Genomic DNA, 15,002 nt, shown 5'->3' on the forward strand with positions numbered 1-15,002 from the left:
CGTTCGGCACTATGGAGTCCAAGTTATTTTGCTGCAAGCTGCGGTGGCGCTCCTATAGAAGTCATCAAACAGTACGTTCAGCAGCAGAGAACACCGCATTAGTCGGCTATCGCCGACGAGCTTACAACCCCGCACTCAAAGTACGGGGTTTTACGCTCAACCGATAAGAATCTGCAACGACTCCAGATAACTGCCCGGAATAGAGGTTTGATGGCTGTTAAAACCGTCCAGAGAGACGCCCTGCCAGTATTGACTGCCCGCTTCGTCATAGGCATAGACACCACCTGGGAGTTGGTAATGCTCCAGGCAATAACCAGAGTTTCCCAAAAAACCGATGCCTATTAATAAACAGCAGAGGAAAGCTTTCATTGCAGATAGGAAGATATTGTTACTGTTAGAAAAGTTTTACGATTAACGTGCTCTGAAACCACAATATAGCCATAGATTTATGATTCATCGCCAAATCCATGCCAATCGACCATGGCTGCATACCTCAGACCCCTATCAGCAGATTCCTTGCCTATTGCTATGCTTAGTCATTTAGCCAATAGCCCATTCAGCTATGAAAACACTGGTAAAGTCCCTTTTCCTGTTTCTGCTATTTCTGCCTGGTTTGAATCCACAGGCCAGTGAAGCGGTCAATCTGGTCAGAGAATACGCACGCGTCACCTATGGCAAGGACCTGAAAATCACCAGCAGCCAGATAGAGCAGCTCAGCTGGGTTCTGGACAATCCCAATATCACTCCTGAGATGTCGGCAGACCGGTTACCCTCAAGTATTCACCGGGAAGTTCCACGGGCCCTGTCACGACTCTACGCTCTGCAGCTGCTGCGATCCGGTAAAGAAGAAGATTACGATGCGTTTATTCTGCCTCAGAAAGACCTGAATATGCCGGTATTGACTGAGCAGCACTTTAATCAATTATCGGAACTGATTCGCGGACTGGATGATGAATCCTACGATACTCTGGCAGCTGCAGCGCTGATCAGTGCAGTCACCCTGTCACCCACTGCCAGAGAACGAGCCTATGTCCTGTTAGGCACAAAACCACCGGAAGACAGCACCCAGTTCCTTGCAGCAACGGCTGAAAAGGCCACCAGCATTTACCCGCTGGCGAAAGAAATTGCCAAGAAATATCATTCCGACGGTCAAAAATTCACTGTGGTATTCCTGCCTGACAGCCATCTGCGCCACATGATGTACAACGAAGGCTCTCTCAATATGTACACCACTCTGAAAAAAGGCTTTCAAAGTGGCAAGCTGAAACCCCAGGACCTTAACCTTTGGTACGCTTACTGGGTGGATAATATTGCTGGTTTCAGAGGCCACGCCAGTGCTAAAGGCTCTCTGTACCTGACAGAGAATACCTACCGGGCTATGAACCAGATCAAAACTGAGCTGGACAAGCTGCAGAAAGATTCGGATTTCAACCCTGTTTCCTCTTATCTCATTGAACGTACCCAGTGGCTGAAGCTCTCGAACTACAAAGGTCTGTCTACCCAGGAGATCCAGGCATTAGGGGCATTAGCCGCCATGATGAGGTTGTTCACCCCTGAAGAGGGTAGCCAGTTACTGATAGCTTTCAGAAAGCTGCCCAGAGAACAACAGAAACGCTGGGTCAAGCATGTTCAGTCACAGCTTCAGACCACCGTTTATGCCACGCCCACTTATGCGCCTGCCCTGTTTGCCAACGCTTTGATTCTCAGCAATCTGGCCGAAACAGTAGATAAGGTTTTGCCGTTTTATCTGAACGCTCTGGATACCGCTGCCCAGTCAAGAAACATGGGCGAGCTGCCTGAAAGTACACCACTGTCATTCAGAGTTCTGGCGAATGATAAACAGGTTCATACTCTGCTCAAGAAAGCACAACCCAAGATACAGATTGATCCAAAAACGGGTCTGGCAACTCTGAAAGAATCTTAGTCACACCAGTATCTGCTGGCGAAGTCCACAAGCAAGGGACTGCAAAGGAGCTATCATGTTTCTTCAAACCTTCGGACCTAATCTATCAGGCAGGGATTTCGCAATCGGTGATCTTCACGGTATGTATGATTTGCTGTTCGATACCCTGAGCCGTGTGGATTTTGATTTCGAGGTGGATCGCTGCTTCAGTGTTGGCGATCTCATTGACCGGGGTCCCGATTCACCTGGCTGCCTGGCCCTGATTCATGAACCCTGGTTCCATCCCGTTTGCGGCAATCATGAAGATACCCTGAGAACCATTGCCCGCAATCCTGAGTCTTCAGACATTCTGGCAGACTGGGTTCTCAATGGCGGTCATTGGCACCTTAAAGTTTCTACCGAAAAAATGCTGGAGTATGCCAACTGGGTAGATACTCTGCCCTGCTTGATACTCGTTGAGCAATCAAACGGAAACAGAGTAGCTATCTGTCATGCGGAATATCCACTGAAACAATGGAATCCGGACAGCATTGCCAATGACCCCGAATTGACCCGGCTGTTGATGTGGTCGAGAACTAAAGTACAGACAGGAAATACCGATCAGGTCGAAGATGTAGACCATATTATCTGTGGTCATACTATTGTCGACAGTCCACTGACTTTAGGAAATACCCACTTTATTGATACCGGGGCTTTCCAGTCCAAAACACTGACTTTGCTACCTCTATCACAACTTAGCAATCATTAACGACTGTATTATTTCTGCTTTACAGCCGACCTCTCTGCCCTATCTTTACTGGTTGTTGGTACTTCTTATCAGAACCAGAAAGTTAATTAAGCTTTAACGAGGGCTGAGCTTGAGAAACCATCTCCATGCCGTAGCAATAATAATGACCATGTTCTTTGGCTTTCAGTGTGTGGCAGATAGCTATGAGCCCTCTGATACAGAGAAGAAGTGCCTGTATAACGAGAAAAAATGGGTAGATTTGCTGCAATATATTGCAAACATTGGGTACCTTGGAGACACCCTGAAAAACACCGACTTGTCGTATGAGATCAGGCACGGGTTATCAGAAATCAGCCACCACTGTCACCGAAGATCTCTAATATGCACCTCAGAGGAGCTCAAGGATTTAAGTTATGCCCTTTCAGGAGTGAATTACGATCCTTTCTATGGGAGAGCGCTGATTAACTTTTCGCTCTCACTGATGGTTTTCAAGACAGGGGGCTATAGCAGAGGAAAGAGGGCATTTGTCGTTCTGGCCGGTACTGCAATCGACGCTATGATCTACAAATTTTATTACTCAGTGTCTTATAAGGCCGCATTTTACTATTTTTTGAAGATGCATACTGAGGGTCCTGAAAAAGCCCATGAATACTGGCAGGCATGGTTCGGATCCTATGTGCTGTCGGCCGTCAATGGCGTTAAGCTTTTTGGAGATGAATGGGGCTGGGAGCAAGGTAAAACCGCAAGAGAATATTATAAGACCTCATTAGATATGACACTTTATCAAGAAATAGTGACAGGGCTAAGCTCACAAACAAGCTCCCCCTAAAACAAGTTCCCCCTAGGAGTCTGTCGGACTTAGCCGACCGTATCAACCCCGCATCCTACTGTCAGGAATCCTGACTCAATCGAAACATCACATCTGGAAAATTAATCCCCGATCTCTTTCAGCTCTGCCTTATACTGAAGTCTTTGTGATATCGACAAAGCAGAGCCCGACATGCAGCCCATAGCCGCCCGATCACTTTCCGACATCGACTGGGAAAACTGGAAAGCCCAGGATCCTGCCACCCTGACGTTCGTGATTAAAGAAGACCATATTCTTTTAATTCGCAAAAAACGAGGGCTGGGAGCGGGTAAAATCAACGGGCCTGGCGGTCGCATGGAAGAAGGTGAAACGACTCTGGAGTGCGCTGTGCGAGAAGTTCAGGAAGAACTTAAAATCACCCCGCTGAATATGGACTTTCATGGTGAATGCCTGTTCCAGTTTGTCGATGGTTACTCCATTCATGTTTATGCCTTTGCTGCTACCGACTATGACGGTATCCCGGAGGAAACTGACGAAGCCATTCCCCTGTGGTTCCATGTCAACGACATTCCCTACGATGAGATGTGGGAAGATGATCGCTGCTGGCTGCCCCTGTTGTTGAAGAAAAAGAACTTCATAGGTCGATACCTGTTCGACAAGGACACCATGCTGGATTACGAAATCGAAATGCTTTCCTGATTTCAAACATGTTGTCATTACCGGAACTGTCCTTTTTTATAACTGCTATTCCTGCAGTCATCATTACCGGACTTAGTAAAGGCGGTATGGGCAGTGCTCTGGGCATGATTTCAGTACCCCTTATGTCTTTAACAATGCCTCCTGTTCAGGCCGCAGCCATTCTGCTGCCTCTTCTACTGGTCATGGACGGGTTTGCCATCTGGGGCTGGCGACATCATATTGACTGGTCCGTCTTTAAAGTCATCATACTTCCAGGTTTATTCGGCATTTTTCTTGGCCTGATGGTTTTTGCATCTTTGAGTGAACAGGCGATCAGGGGCATGATTGGTGTGATCGCCATTCTGTTCTGCCTGAATCAATGGTTTGGCCACTACTTTCGGCCACCCCGAAAACCCGGAAAACTGGCTGGTGTCTTCTGGTCAACCGTAGGCGGGTTTACCAGCTTCGGAATTCATTCCGGTGGGCCTCCTCTGAGCATTTATATGCTGCCACTGAAGTTACAGAAAGAATTTCTGGCAGGCACTATGGCCATTTTTTTCGGTGCGCTTAACCTGGTTAAATTGCCAGCCTATGCCATCCCGGGCCAATTCACTGCAGAGAACCTCCTGCTTTCATCATTGTTACTGCCTATTTGCCCTCTGAGTGTCTGGCTCGGAATGAAAATGGTTAAAACGGTCTCGACTGACTTTTTTTATCAGATTCTGTACGTCAGTCTTTTTCTTACGGGTATCAAGCTCCTGATCGATGTTCTCTAATCCTTTCTGAGAAAATAGAATTTTTTTGGGTACCAACGGTTGGAAAACTGAAATGTGCCCTTATCTATAAATACGACGATGGCTCAAATGAGGATCGTCACTGACAACGACCTGTTCGAACGAAAGGTCATTTAAACAACATATTGCTCCTAAGAGGATATGATCATGCGTAGCATCGATTTAGACTTCACTCCCCTGTACCGTTCCGCAATCGGCTTTGATCGTGTGGCTCACATGCTTGAGAACATGACCGGAACCCAGCAGGCAAAGCAGAACAGTTACCCTCCTTACAACATCGAATTACTGGACGACAACCGGTATCGCATCACCATGGCGATTGCAGGCTTTTCAGAAGAAGAGCTGGATATTGAAGCCCGCGACAATGTACTCCTGATCCAGAGTAAAAAAGACACCTCCGGACCGGAGCGTAAATACCTCTACCAAGGCATTGCCGAGCGCAACTTTGAGCGCCGTTTCCAACTGGCAGACTACGTCAAGGTGACGGGAGCCAGCATGGATAATGGACTGCTGCATATTGAGCTGGATCGGGAAATCCCGGAAGCCATGAAGCCAAGAAAGATCAATATTGGCAAGCAGCAACTGCTGGACACTGAAACCGCCTGAGAGAAAAAACGTCCATAGTCATACAGGGAGCCCGCCGTAAGGCCTGCTCCTTTTTGTGTAACAAAGGTTTAACCCCATTGTTTAGCCTGACTGAGAACAACAACCCGCTTAATCTTTGACAAAGGTCTTGTTATCAATCGCACCCAGCAAGACTCTTGTCCTTTCCTCATCCACTTTGGCATTCAGACGATCTGCCCACGCCAGTGACTCCAGAGCTTCTGTTTTGGCTCTGTCCCACTTCTTCATACGATGAAGAATTTTCGCCATCATATAGCGATACAACATACGGGAGCGCGGCCTCTCAAGATGAACTTCCACCGACTGAATGACCGCCAGGGCACTGATGTATTCACCTTTAAGGTAATCAATTCTCGCCAGCCTTAAACCGGAGCGGACTATTTCGTACTGATTATTCAGCTCATGATAAAGTGTATGGGATTCCATCATTGCTATTCGGGCACGATCCAGATCCGGTTCAGCCAAATCACTGAGCGCCCCACCCAGGTTATACAGAATCTTAGCCTTGAGATACCGATCATTTGGCTGGTGTTTCTTTAACTCTTCCATGCCTTTCTCAGCGAAGTAAACCGCCTCCTTACGGCCCTGAGCTCTGGATACCCCTGACAGCAGATAAAGGCTGGTAATGTATTCTTTCCAGTCCTTGTGCTCGCGGGCATAGTTACTGGCTTCTTCAGCCAGTTTGCGACAATTGTCATAATCGCCCAGATAGAAGTAACTGGATGCGACATTCAGGGCAATCCGGGCACGATCGAGAAAGCGTGACTGCATTCCCGCGTCTTCCATTCCCCGGGTGCCCAGCCGGATGTGAGTCTGCCAACAACCCTCCTGCTTCAGTTTGAAATCATTTTGCAGCAACCAGTCTACCAGCTGCTCAGGTTTGTCTTTGGGGGGCTGCAATTTTTGACAGATAGCCGACTCATCATCGGACATTTGTACCTGACTCACCGCAGAACAGGTAAAAAAAGTCACGCACAAAAGCACCAGAAATTTTGCTTTAAATGTGTGAAAACAATGATTCTTAATTGTCAGAAACAACGGCATTGGCATGGATACAAACTCCATCTCACCCCAACCAGGGCTACTGGCAGCTATCATATATTGGTCAACCGGCCCAGAGGCTCCCTTCAATCAACACTGATTGAAAGGCCATATTCAGGCTAATGATTCATCGCTACAATGAAAGGCCGACGGGAAATGGAGTACTAGTATAGGATAATCCCATCCTGTATTGGTTGGAGCTTCACTCTGCCAACGGCCATAAGCCGTAAACGCAGCTATCACGGGCTTTAACATAATTTCTTATTGAAGCTCGAGGTGGTTGCTCGACAGAATGTAACCGTAACAATAACCAAAACAATGGAACCGGAACAATGATCCAGGCCTATAACCGACTGGTAGAACGTTTCAACAAGCTTTACCGTTTTCAACATCTGTCTGCCATTACCCGCTGGGATCAGTCCGCCATGATGCCTTCCGGAGGCAATCAGGCTCGCTCAGAAGCATTGGCTGAACTGTCCAGTCTGATGCACGAACTACTGACTGAGGAGCAGGTAGGCCAGTGGATCAAAGAGGCCGGGGAAAGTGCTGATGACTTAGTCACTCAACGTTCCATCAGGGAAATGGAACGGAGCTGGAGAAAAGCTTCCGTTATGCCGGCTGACCTGGTCAAGGCTCAGTCTCTGGCCAGCTCAAAGTGTGAACACGCCTGGCGAACCCAGCGTCCTGAAAACGACTGGAAAAGCTTCTCTGCAAATCTGAAAGAAGTGGTTAAGCTGGCCCGGGAAGAAGCCAGCATCCGCGCAGCCGCATCCGGTGCAAAAGGCTACGATGCGATGTTAGAGCTTTATGAGCCTGGCATGACGTCCAGTGAGCTGGATGTACTGTTTGGTAATCTCAAAAGCTGGCTACCTGAAACACTGCAGACAGTGGTTGAACAGCAACAAAATGATTCGCTGATAGTCAGCCAGGGTCACTACCCCACAGAAAATCAAAAAGCCCTTGGGCTGGATGTAATGAAACTGCTGGGTTTTGACTTTAATCATGGCCGACTGGACGTCAGTATTCATCCATTTTGCGGTGGCGTTCCAGAAGATGTCCGTCTCACGACCCGCTATAACGAAGCAGACTTTGTTGAATCCCTGATGGGCACCATCCATGAAACAGGGCATGCCCGTTATAATCAGAACCTGCCTGAAGATTTGCGAGCTCTCCCGCTGGGCTCCTATCGTTCCATGGGGGTTCATGAAGGTCAAAGCCTGTTCTTTGAAATGCAGCTGGGTCGCAGCCCTGCATTCCTGCAACTGATCAGGCCTCTGATCGTTAAACACCTGACTGAAAATCAGGAAGATAAGCGTTTCAGTCAAACCAACCTTGAGAAAATCTACAACCGGGTAAAGCCAGGCTTTATTCGTGTTGACGCTGACGAAATCAGTTATCCCATGCATGTCATCCTGCGCTATGAAATCGAGAAGGCGCTGATTGAAGGTGACCTTCAGGTAGATGACCTGCCCCAAGTCTGGGATGAAAAGATGCAGGCTTACCTTGGCTTGTCCACCGGCGATAATCACAGCATTGGCTGCATGCAGGACATTCATTGGCCTATGGGGGCTTTTGGCTACTTCCCGAGCTATACCCTTGGGGCCATGTATGCAGCCCAGCAGTTCTCTACTGTTAAACGACAGCTACCCGATGTAGAGAATCGCATCTCAAACGGTGATCTGGAACCTGTCTTCAGTTGGTTAACAGATAACATCTGGCAACAAGGCAGCAAACTGGAAACCCATGAGCTTTATACCCAGGCTACCGGAGAACCACTGAATGCAGACCACTTTAAGCAACACATTCTGAGCCGATACCTGACTTCCTGATTTCACCTTCCCTTGAATGGCCTGAACCTACTTGAATTGAAGTCGGGTTCAGGTTTACTGGACAGCCGTCTGATATTAGCTATTTTTATGTGAGGTTTAAGTATTTTCAGGTACAGATTGTGTCGTTCAGACAACTGTTGTCAGGCATCTGTTTTTCGTTCGTTCTCAGCTTTCATTCCATAGTTCAAGCTCAACCCAGCTTTCTTCTGAGAGTACATCCCTCTCTTACCCCTGGACTGCCTCCCACCATCCTTCTGTACACTCCCGATGGCGAACTGTTGCAATGGACGTTACAGCTTGACTGGATGAAAGACCTTAAACGGCTTCCTACCGTTCCCTCAAAGGATGTGTCCCTTAAACAGGATGATAATAACCTTCTGCGCTACGACCCAGATACCGAGCCACTGAACAGTCAGCAGGTTCAGGCGCTCATGAACTACCTGGAATCCGGTTTTGCTCCTCTGCAGGGCTACCAGAACAAAACGACTTTACCCTTTATGGTTGAACATCTGAATAACCGGCTGGTGGATCTGGATCAACTCCAGCAGCACTACACTCTGACCCTGACAGATGTTGCTCCAACAGGAAAAGGATTCACTCAGGTCGTAGTCACCGATAATCATGGCAACACATTTGAATACCGGCTACGAGATCAATCAGTTAGCCTTCATCGATCAGAAAAACGAAATGCTAAAGCAACTGCAGCCCAAAAGTATCTGAATCTGTTGGAAAATGAGTGCGATGATGAAACCGGCATTACCTGCCTGAATGAACTATTGGATGACCCTCCAGACTACGTAGTGCACCAACAAAGACTGGTTCGTTCGATCAATCATGTCACCGATGAATACGGCAATTTCACCAATACTACTATCGCTCCGGAAACGGACAAGGGCCCTGTAATTTCAAATACTACGGCTATCTATATCATTTCTACGATTGGGTTCGTTTACATCGTCATCGATATTGTTTTGGCTACTGCACTCTGCTGGGTTTGCTGGGTTTGCTGGGGAATTAAAACGTCCAAAGATGCCGTCAGATCAAAGCCTCAAGGCAAAGATCCAAAACAGCCCAAAGTGAAGTTTCAGGGCTCTCCTCTGGAGGAAGTGGGGGGAGGAGACACACGACAGACTGAAAATATCATGCTCCAGACAACCATTGATATAAGCCCAGTGGTCAATACAGATCTTTTGAAAACCGACTCTCAACTCAATAAGGCACTTGACAGGATTGATGAAGAAGAAGAAACAGAATTCAGCGCAGGAGTTGAACCACCAAAACTCGATGGAGCCATTAAACTCGAACCCGCTACTCAGTGAGCGTCCTGTTATTTTAAAAATTCATACGACATGCATCAGGAGTCAGTGTACTCTGTCGGCCATAACAAACCCCACCCTCAACAAAATAACAGCCAGCAACAGCTACCATGCAACTAACCGAATTACACAATAGCAGCCGCTACATCATAATAGCGGCGGCACTGGTGATCATTCTTGCCGGTATCCGCCTGGGCAGCGAAATATTGTCTCCCCTGCTGTTCTCCTACTTTCTGGCGATATTACTCAACCCCGGTATTAACGCGCTGAGCCGACTGCGTATCCCAAGAATACTGGGCATTTTTGTTGTGGTTTCAGTGCTGATTGTCGCCATTCTCATGATCGTTACGGCCATTGGCAGCGCTTTGCAAGAGTTTGCCAAAGCCCTTCCCGGCTATAAGCAGCAAACCATCGATATTATTCACCAGATTACTGAAAAGCTGGCCCGTCGAAGTATTAACCTGGATCTGACCTCCATGACGGAGCCTCTGGACACTTCCTCACTGTTTGGTTTTCTGACCTCCATGCTGACTCATATGGGGAGTGCCACCAGCTATGTATTCCTGATTTTTCTGACGGTTATTTTCATGCTGGCAGAGGCGCCCCTGCTTAGAAATAAACTGGTCCGTTCCATGTCCAATCCGGAACAGCAACTTAAAGATCTGGAAAGGTTCGTGTCTTCGGTCAACCGCTATGTGGCCCTGAAGACAGCCATCAGTTTGGTCACAGGCTTACTGGTTGCATTGCTGCTCTGGTCACGTGGGGTCAACTTTTATCTGCTGGGCGGTATTCTGGCTTTTGCCCTGAACTTTATCCCCAATATTGGTTCTATATTGGCGGCTATTCCCGGCATTCTGATCACTCTGCTCCAACTCGGTTTCTCTGAAGCCCTGTTTGTGTCTGCGGGTTACTTCGCGATCAATGTGGTGATCGGTAATATTCTCGAACCCCGGATATTGGGTAAGGGACTCGGCCTTTCTCCTATGGTCGTCTTTTTATCATTGCTGATCTGGGGCTGGTTACTGGGTCCCATTGGCATGCTGCTCTCTGTTCCCCTGACCATCAGCATTAAAATTCTACTGGAGTCCTCACCGGGTAGCCGTCGATTCGCAGCTCTACTCGGTTCTGGTCGACCGAAAGCAGAAGTGGAGGCTGAACAGACAAAATAATCCGCAGCTTCAGCCGACTGTGTATTACAGTAAACAGATTCATCAATAGACAGGCAGAACACCATGCAAAAAAACCCATGGATAGACTGGGCTGAACAAATCAGGGCTATAGCTCAAAACGGAATTACCTATACCGACGGTGGCTTTGACCTCGAGCGATATCATCAGCTGCAAAGCATTGCTCATGAAATGACAGCGCTTCTGACAGGGGCTCCCACCGAACAGGTCGATCACTTTTTCCTTCCTGAAACCGGTTATACCACCCCCAAGCTGGACATTCGGGCCGGGGTTTTTCATGAAGGTCGTATTCTGCTGGTCCGGGAGCGCTCTGATGATTGCTGGGCCCTGCCGGGTGGCTGGGCTGATGTCTGTGAATCCCCTGCTCTGGGAGCAGAACGGGAAGCTCTGGAAGAGTCCGGGTATATTGTCAAAGCCCAGAAGCTGGTTGCTGTAAGAGATGTCCATAAACATCCCTATCATCCAAGAAACCCTCATCACCTGATTAAAATGCTGTTTCTGTGCGAACTGAAAGGCGGCAGCCCAACCGCCAATATTGAAATATCAGAAGTAGACTTTTTTGACCTGAGCCAGCTACCGACTCTTTCTCAGGGAAGAACCATTGCTTCGGACATTACTTTGCTGAAACAACACCATGGAAATAGAGACCTGCCTACCGAATTCGACAAATAGGTAGTTACACCTACCATTTCCCAGAGATTACTGGCACTATGTCGCCTAAAAGCAGGATGCTGACATTGTGCCAAGGAACCCGGCACGACTGTTTATAAAACAGTCAACTTCTCAGGCGGTAGCGTGCCTGAATCATAAGCCTCCTGTCTCTGATGTTCCTTCCAGACTGAGAATTGCCTTAATTTCATGCGGAAATCGGACCGACTTTTCCAACTCACCAATATTTTGAGAGCGCATCAGCCCATCACGGCGAAAGAGTTGGCGGAAAAACTCTCGGTTTCCGAACGGACTGTCTATCGCTATATAGATGACCTCTCAGTTTCAGGTATTCCGGTTTATGGCGAAGCGGGTATTGGTTACAGGCTGTCAGAAGGCTTCGAGCTTCCACCTTTACAACTGACAGAAGAAGAGCTGGAAGCCCTGATTGTGGGCGTGAATATGGTCGCTTCCTGGACCGGGCCCGCTTTCAGCAAAGCATCCTCGTCATTACTCAATAAAATTGAAGCGGCACTCGCCCAAGACTATTCCGATTCATCAGGGAATAAGAGATATATAAGAATACCCGGTGAACATAGACAGCCAATAGATTTTGAGCACTGGGAAATACTTCATGAATCGGTTAAATCTGCAGATTGGGTGAACTTCTCCTATCAATCACTTTCGGAGCAAACCTCCAGTCGTACTGTGTTCCCTTTAGGACTCTTTTATTGGGGCAACAAATGGACACTGGGGAGCTGGTGCAGTGAAAAGAAAGCCTATAGGGACTTCAGGATTGATCGCATAACATCTCTTAAAGTCGTCCCATCCACCACCAGACTTCCTGATGCTGTGTGTCAGGCAGATTACATCCACTACCAGCAAAACAAGTCGATGCAAAAAGCGACTGACACAACGCTGTCAGGAGACTAGTCCAAGAATAATCTCTCTATCACAGGAGAGAACCATGATCTATCGACCATCAACGTCTGACTTTATGGGTATGGAGTTTGCCACTTTCCGGCTTCGGGATGGTGTCACTGAAGAACAATTAATAGCGCTTTCAAAAGAAGTCGATCAGCAGTTTCTGTCAGAACAGAAAGAGCTTCTGGCGCATTTTCTACTAAAGGGCAAAGACGGACAATACGCTGATGTTGCCATTGCCACCACCCAGGAAAAAGCAGAAGAAATTTGCGATATGTGGCTTCACAATGAAGTCACACAACGCTACCTGGAATTACTGAATCACGACACTGTCGATATGACGTTCTGGTCCAGAATCAGTTAAGAAACCAAAGCCAGCCTTGAGTTACTCCTGGCTGGTTCATTCCTGCCTTACTTGAATGCCTTACAGAGAAAACTATGATCCCAGTAAACATGTCCGTTGTTTCCGGTGTAGCCATTGCTGAAATTAAGGGAGAGCCCAAAATACTCTTACTTAAGAGAGCCAAAGAAGGATTCTGGTGTCATGTGGCTGGGAAAATAGAAGAGAGTGAAACTGGCTGGCAAGCCATTATTCGCGAGTTTCATGAGGAAACCGGAATACAGGCAACCCAGCTCTACAATGCTGAATACTCTGAACAGTTTTACGAAGCAGGTAAAAACCGGTTTATGATCATTCCGTCCTTTGTCGTGCTTTGCGACAAGAATCAACGTGTAACATTGAACCCTGAACACACAGATTACCGATGGTGCTCGCTCCAGGAAGCCATAAAGCTTGTGCCTTTCCCGAATCAGAAACATCTCTATCAGCATGTCTGGAAGTATTTTCTGGAAAGTACTCCGTCCGATCTGATGAAGATTGACCTTTCTCTTTGACTTAAGTGATTTTCGATCACTTTCCATCCTTTCAACCCTGCCAATCCAGTGAGGACTGCTATGCCTTGAGAAGACGATAACCAACAGCCGAAATAAAAAGATTTAACAATTAGAAAAATGGAGTTATCAGTCATGGATGTACTTTTCAATCTTACTAACCTGAAGTCGTTAATCACTTTTGTTCACCTGGCAGGTCTGGCCTTTGGCGTCGGTGGAGCCTGGGTTTTGGATGGATTTCTGCTTAAGCACAGTCGCAAGGATGTGACCCCGGAAAAATACCAGATCATTGAATTTGTCTCCAAATTCGTACTGGTCGGTATTCTGCTGCTCTGGTTCTCAGGACTGGCATTTGTCGCCTACTACTACCTGTGGGCACCCGAAAACCTGACCAATGAGAAAGTCTGGGCAAAAACCTTTATTGTCACTGTTCTCAGTATCAACGGTTATTTTATTCACACCCGGATTTTGCCAAAACTGAAAGCCTGCATTGGCAAAACTCTTACTGAGTCCCTGTCCAGATCCGAACTGAAAGTCATGACTCAAATCGGTACGGTATCTTTTGTTTCCTGGCTGTTCCCTATCATTCTGGGCGTTTCCAAAAGCCTGAATTTTACGGTTCCCGCTCTCAATATCGTAGCTTTCTACCTTGTGTCACTGGTTGTGGCCATGGCTATCGCTAGTCTTATTTCAGAAAAGCTTCTCTTTGGCTCAGGTCGTTCCGAACCCAGTAGTCACTCGGCTTGATACCTGATTTCGTACATAATGTGTTTGCCATTATGTACGGGTTTTTATAAAAATAACGGTTATGACAAGGAGAACGTCAATGCCAAAAAAAGTAATTACTGGTCAATTTGAGGGAAGCCGCTTCTCTGTAGAAAACACTTGGTTTAGTGGTGCTAAGCTACTTTATGAAGGAAAAGTAATAGCCACTAACAACAGTATTTTTGCCTTAAAAAAAGAAGTTCCATTCATGGCAGCAACCATTGATATTGCCGGTACAGAGAGAAATATTGAAGTTTTTGCCTATGCCATCTTTAATGTGCAGCTTCAAATTAAAGTTGATGGGCAAATGATTGCTGGAGAAAACTTCTAATTCTTATACATGCTGTATGGAAATCTTTTGCTGTAATTTCCGAACATCATTGACTTAATTGATACTTGCCAGCTAGCTAAAATTTATTAGATCACAAATATAAATTAATTAGAAAGTCATTTAATTTCCCTTAAAGATTTATGAACACATCCTTGTGTCCCAGTCTACTTACTAACAGCCCAGTGAATTAGAAAGCCCTCCGGTGCGATTCTCAACCGCATTCTCCTTATAGACAGGGAGTCCGGGGAAAAAATTCAAAGACGTTCGATGTTCAATTTCGTCAATCGCCACTTCCGTCCGACAGTAATTGTCCCTGCGTCCTGCTGTCTGTTCCATGATAAAACCTGAAGCTTCTATCCCGCCCCGACTGTTGATCGTTGCCACTACCTTGAAGTAGGCAGAAGGTATTCTGGTAGCTTCTTAATAACTGCTGCAAAGCCCACAAGGTAGTATGTGAGAAGCTTTTTCAATCAAGTCCGTCAGCCTTGGAAACGAGCCACTGCCTGTTAACCTGTCTGTCAGATAGTCCCAGAATG

19 protein-coding genes are annotated in these 15,002 nt (G+C 47.0%); 16 read left to right on the forward strand and 3 right to left on the reverse strand.

All coding sequences use genetic code 11. From position 1 onward, the window contains the following. Nucleotides 1-102 (forward strand): transposase (locus ACR2PX_RS28840; RefSeq protein WP_434002818.1); only part of this gene is annotated, 102 nt, incomplete at its 5' end. A 54-nt stretch (nucleotides 103-156) separates the two neighbouring features. Here ACR2PX_RS28840 and ACR2PX_RS28845 read toward each other — a convergent pair. Beyond that, nucleotides 157-327, reverse strand: a complete 171-nt coding sequence (locus tag ACR2PX_RS28845; RefSeq protein ID WP_434002801.1) for a hypothetical protein — start codon at nucleotides 325-327, stop codon at nucleotides 157-159. A gap of 235 nt (nucleotides 328-562) precedes the next feature. Between ACR2PX_RS28845 and ACR2PX_RS28850 the strand changes: the two genes are divergently transcribed. From ACR2PX_RS28850 to ACR2PX_RS28875, 6 genes are all read left to right on the forward strand, one after another. Beyond that, nucleotides 563-1,924: a hypothetical protein gene (locus ACR2PX_RS28850; RefSeq protein ID WP_434002802.1), complete on the forward strand. Its 1,362-nt coding sequence runs from the start codon at nucleotides 563-565 to the stop codon at nucleotides 1,922-1,924. Between the two features lie 55 nt (nucleotides 1,925-1,979). Then, nucleotides 1,980-2,651 carry a metallophosphoesterase gene (locus ACR2PX_RS28855; protein ID WP_434002803.1) on the forward strand — a complete coding sequence of 224 codons (672 nt, stop codon included), beginning with the start codon at nucleotides 1,980-1,982 and terminating at the stop codon, nucleotides 2,649-2,651. A gap of 142 nt (nucleotides 2,652-2,793) precedes the next feature. Beyond that, a complete protein-coding gene (locus ACR2PX_RS28860; protein WP_434002804.1) occupies nucleotides 2,794-3,459 on the forward strand; it encodes a hypothetical protein in 666 nt (221 codons plus the stop codon). 171 nt (nucleotides 3,460-3,630) lie between these two features. Beyond that, nucleotides 3,631-4,137 carry an 8-oxo-dGTP diphosphatase gene (locus ACR2PX_RS28865; protein WP_434002805.1) on the forward strand — a complete coding sequence of 169 codons (507 nt, stop codon included), beginning with the start codon at nucleotides 3,631-3,633 and terminating at the stop codon, nucleotides 4,135-4,137. An 8-nt stretch (nucleotides 4,138-4,145) separates the two neighbouring features. Next, a complete protein-coding gene (locus ACR2PX_RS28870) occupies nucleotides 4,146-4,892 on the forward strand; it encodes a sulfite exporter TauE/SafE family protein (protein ID WP_434002806.1) in 747 nt (248 codons plus the stop codon). A 165-nt stretch (nucleotides 4,893-5,057) separates the two neighbouring features. Continuing rightward, the gene (locus ACR2PX_RS28875; protein ID WP_434002807.1) at nucleotides 5,058-5,516 is read left to right on the forward strand and encodes an Hsp20 family protein; all 459 of its coding nucleotides are present in this window, start codon (nucleotides 5,058-5,060) and stop codon (nucleotides 5,514-5,516) included. A 108-nt stretch (nucleotides 5,517-5,624) separates the two neighbouring features. Here the strand turns inward: ACR2PX_RS28875 and ACR2PX_RS28880 are convergent, their stop codons facing one another. Next, nucleotides 5,625-6,506, reverse strand: coding sequence for a tetratricopeptide repeat protein (locus ACR2PX_RS28880; protein WP_434002808.1), 882 nt, complete (start codon nucleotides 6,504-6,506; stop codon nucleotides 5,625-5,627). Between the two features lie 401 nt (nucleotides 6,507-6,907). Between ACR2PX_RS28880 and ACR2PX_RS28885 the strand changes: the two genes are divergently transcribed. The 9 genes from ACR2PX_RS28885 (at nucleotide 6,908) to ACR2PX_RS28925 (ending at nucleotide 14,466) form a co-directional block, all read left to right on the forward strand. Further along, entirely contained in the window at nucleotides 6,908-8,404 is a 1,497-nt protein-coding gene (locus tag ACR2PX_RS28885; protein ID WP_434002809.1) for a carboxypeptidase M32, read from the forward strand. Between the two features lie 119 nt (nucleotides 8,405-8,523). Next, nucleotides 8,524-9,723: a hypothetical protein gene (locus tag ACR2PX_RS28890; RefSeq protein ID WP_434002810.1), complete on the forward strand. Its 1,200-nt coding sequence runs from the start codon at nucleotides 8,524-8,526 to the stop codon at nucleotides 9,721-9,723. A 107-nt stretch (nucleotides 9,724-9,830) separates the two neighbouring features. Further along, nucleotides 9,831-10,889, forward strand: coding sequence for an AI-2E family transporter (locus tag ACR2PX_RS28895; protein WP_434002811.1), 1,059 nt, complete (start codon nucleotides 9,831-9,833; stop codon nucleotides 10,887-10,889). Nucleotides 10,890-10,952: 63 nt separating this feature from the next. Then, the gene (locus ACR2PX_RS28900) at nucleotides 10,953-11,579 is read left to right on the forward strand and encodes an NUDIX hydrolase (RefSeq protein ID WP_434002812.1); all 627 of its coding nucleotides are present in this window, start codon (nucleotides 10,953-10,955) and stop codon (nucleotides 11,577-11,579) included. Nucleotides 11,580-11,765: 186 nt separating this feature from the next. After that, nucleotides 11,766-12,488 carry a helix-turn-helix transcriptional regulator gene (locus tag ACR2PX_RS28905; protein ID WP_434002813.1) on the forward strand — a complete coding sequence of 241 codons (723 nt, stop codon included), beginning with the start codon at nucleotides 11,766-11,768 and terminating at the stop codon, nucleotides 12,486-12,488. Nucleotides 12,489-12,522: 34 nt separating this feature from the next. Next, nucleotides 12,523-12,843: a hypothetical protein gene (locus tag ACR2PX_RS28910; RefSeq protein WP_434002814.1), complete on the forward strand. Its 321-nt coding sequence runs from the start codon at nucleotides 12,523-12,525 to the stop codon at nucleotides 12,841-12,843. A 74-nt stretch (nucleotides 12,844-12,917) separates the two neighbouring features. Further along, nucleotides 12,918-13,373: an NUDIX hydrolase gene (locus ACR2PX_RS28915; RefSeq protein ID WP_434002815.1), complete on the forward strand. Its 456-nt coding sequence runs from the start codon at nucleotides 12,918-12,920 to the stop codon at nucleotides 13,371-13,373. Between the two features lie 132 nt (nucleotides 13,374-13,505). Then, a complete protein-coding gene (locus tag ACR2PX_RS28920) occupies nucleotides 13,506-14,117 on the forward strand; it encodes a hypothetical protein (RefSeq protein WP_434002816.1) in 612 nt (203 codons plus the stop codon). Nucleotides 14,118-14,196: 79 nt separating this feature from the next. Then, nucleotides 14,197-14,466, forward strand: coding sequence for a hypothetical protein (locus tag ACR2PX_RS28925; protein ID WP_434002817.1), 270 nt, complete (start codon nucleotides 14,197-14,199; stop codon nucleotides 14,464-14,466). Nucleotides 14,467-14,637: 171 nt separating this feature from the next. On the opposite strand, the gene ACR2PX_RS28930 is transcribed toward ACR2PX_RS28925, so the two are convergent. Continuing rightward, nucleotides 14,638-14,874 (reverse strand): DNA/RNA non-specific endonuclease, encoded by a 237-nt coding sequence (locus tag ACR2PX_RS28930; protein WP_434002819.1) that lies wholly within the window; start codon nucleotides 14,872-14,874, stop codon nucleotides 14,638-14,640. Between the last annotated feature and the right edge of the window lie 128 nt (nucleotides 14,875-15,002).

The organism is Endozoicomonas sp., from assembly GCF_051008435.1.
GTDB lineage: Bacteria > Pseudomonadota > Gammaproteobacteria > Pseudomonadales > Endozoicomonadaceae > Endozoicomonas_A.

Coding starts and splice junctions, on each gene's coding strand:
- ACR2PX_RS28895 (WP_434002811.1), top strand. CDS start 9,831: ATGCAACTAACCGAATTACACAATAGCAGCCGCTACATCATAATAGCG.
- ACR2PX_RS28860 (WP_434002804.1), top strand. CDS start 2,794: ATGACCATGTTCTTTGGCTTTCAGTGTGTGGCAGATAGCTATGAGCCC.
- ACR2PX_RS28870 (WP_434002806.1), top strand. CDS start 4,146: ATGTTGTCATTACCGGAACTGTCCTTTTTTATAACTGCTATTCCTGCA.
- ACR2PX_RS28885 (WP_434002809.1), top strand. CDS start 6,908: ATGATCCAGGCCTATAACCGACTGGTAGAACGTTTCAACAAGCTTTAC.
- ACR2PX_RS28915 (WP_434002815.1), top strand. CDS start 12,918: ATGATCCCAGTAAACATGTCCGTTGTTTCCGGTGTAGCCATTGCTGAA.
- ACR2PX_RS28910 (WP_434002814.1), top strand. CDS start 12,523: ATGATCTATCGACCATCAACGTCTGACTTTATGGGTATGGAGTTTGCC.
- ACR2PX_RS28855 (WP_434002803.1), top strand. CDS start 1,980: ATGTTTCTTCAAACCTTCGGACCTAATCTATCAGGCAGGGATTTCGCA.
- ACR2PX_RS28850 (WP_434002802.1), top strand. CDS start 563: ATGAAAACACTGGTAAAGTCCCTTTTCCTGTTTCTGCTATTTCTGCCT.
- ACR2PX_RS28900 (WP_434002812.1), top strand. CDS start 10,953: ATGCAAAAAAACCCATGGATAGACTGGGCTGAACAAATCAGGGCTATA.
- ACR2PX_RS28875 (WP_434002807.1), top strand. CDS start 5,058: ATGCGTAGCATCGATTTAGACTTCACTCCCCTGTACCGTTCCGCAATC.
- ACR2PX_RS28920 (WP_434002816.1), top strand. CDS start 13,506: ATGGATGTACTTTTCAATCTTACTAACCTGAAGTCGTTAATCACTTTT.
- ACR2PX_RS28865 (WP_434002805.1), top strand. CDS start 3,631: ATGCAGCCCATAGCCGCCCGATCACTTTCCGACATCGACTGGGAAAAC.
- ACR2PX_RS28925 (WP_434002817.1), top strand. CDS start 14,197: ATGCCAAAAAAAGTAATTACTGGTCAATTTGAGGGAAGCCGCTTCTCT.
- ACR2PX_RS28905 (WP_434002813.1), top strand. CDS start 11,766: ATGCGGAAATCGGACCGACTTTTCCAACTCACCAATATTTTGAGAGCG.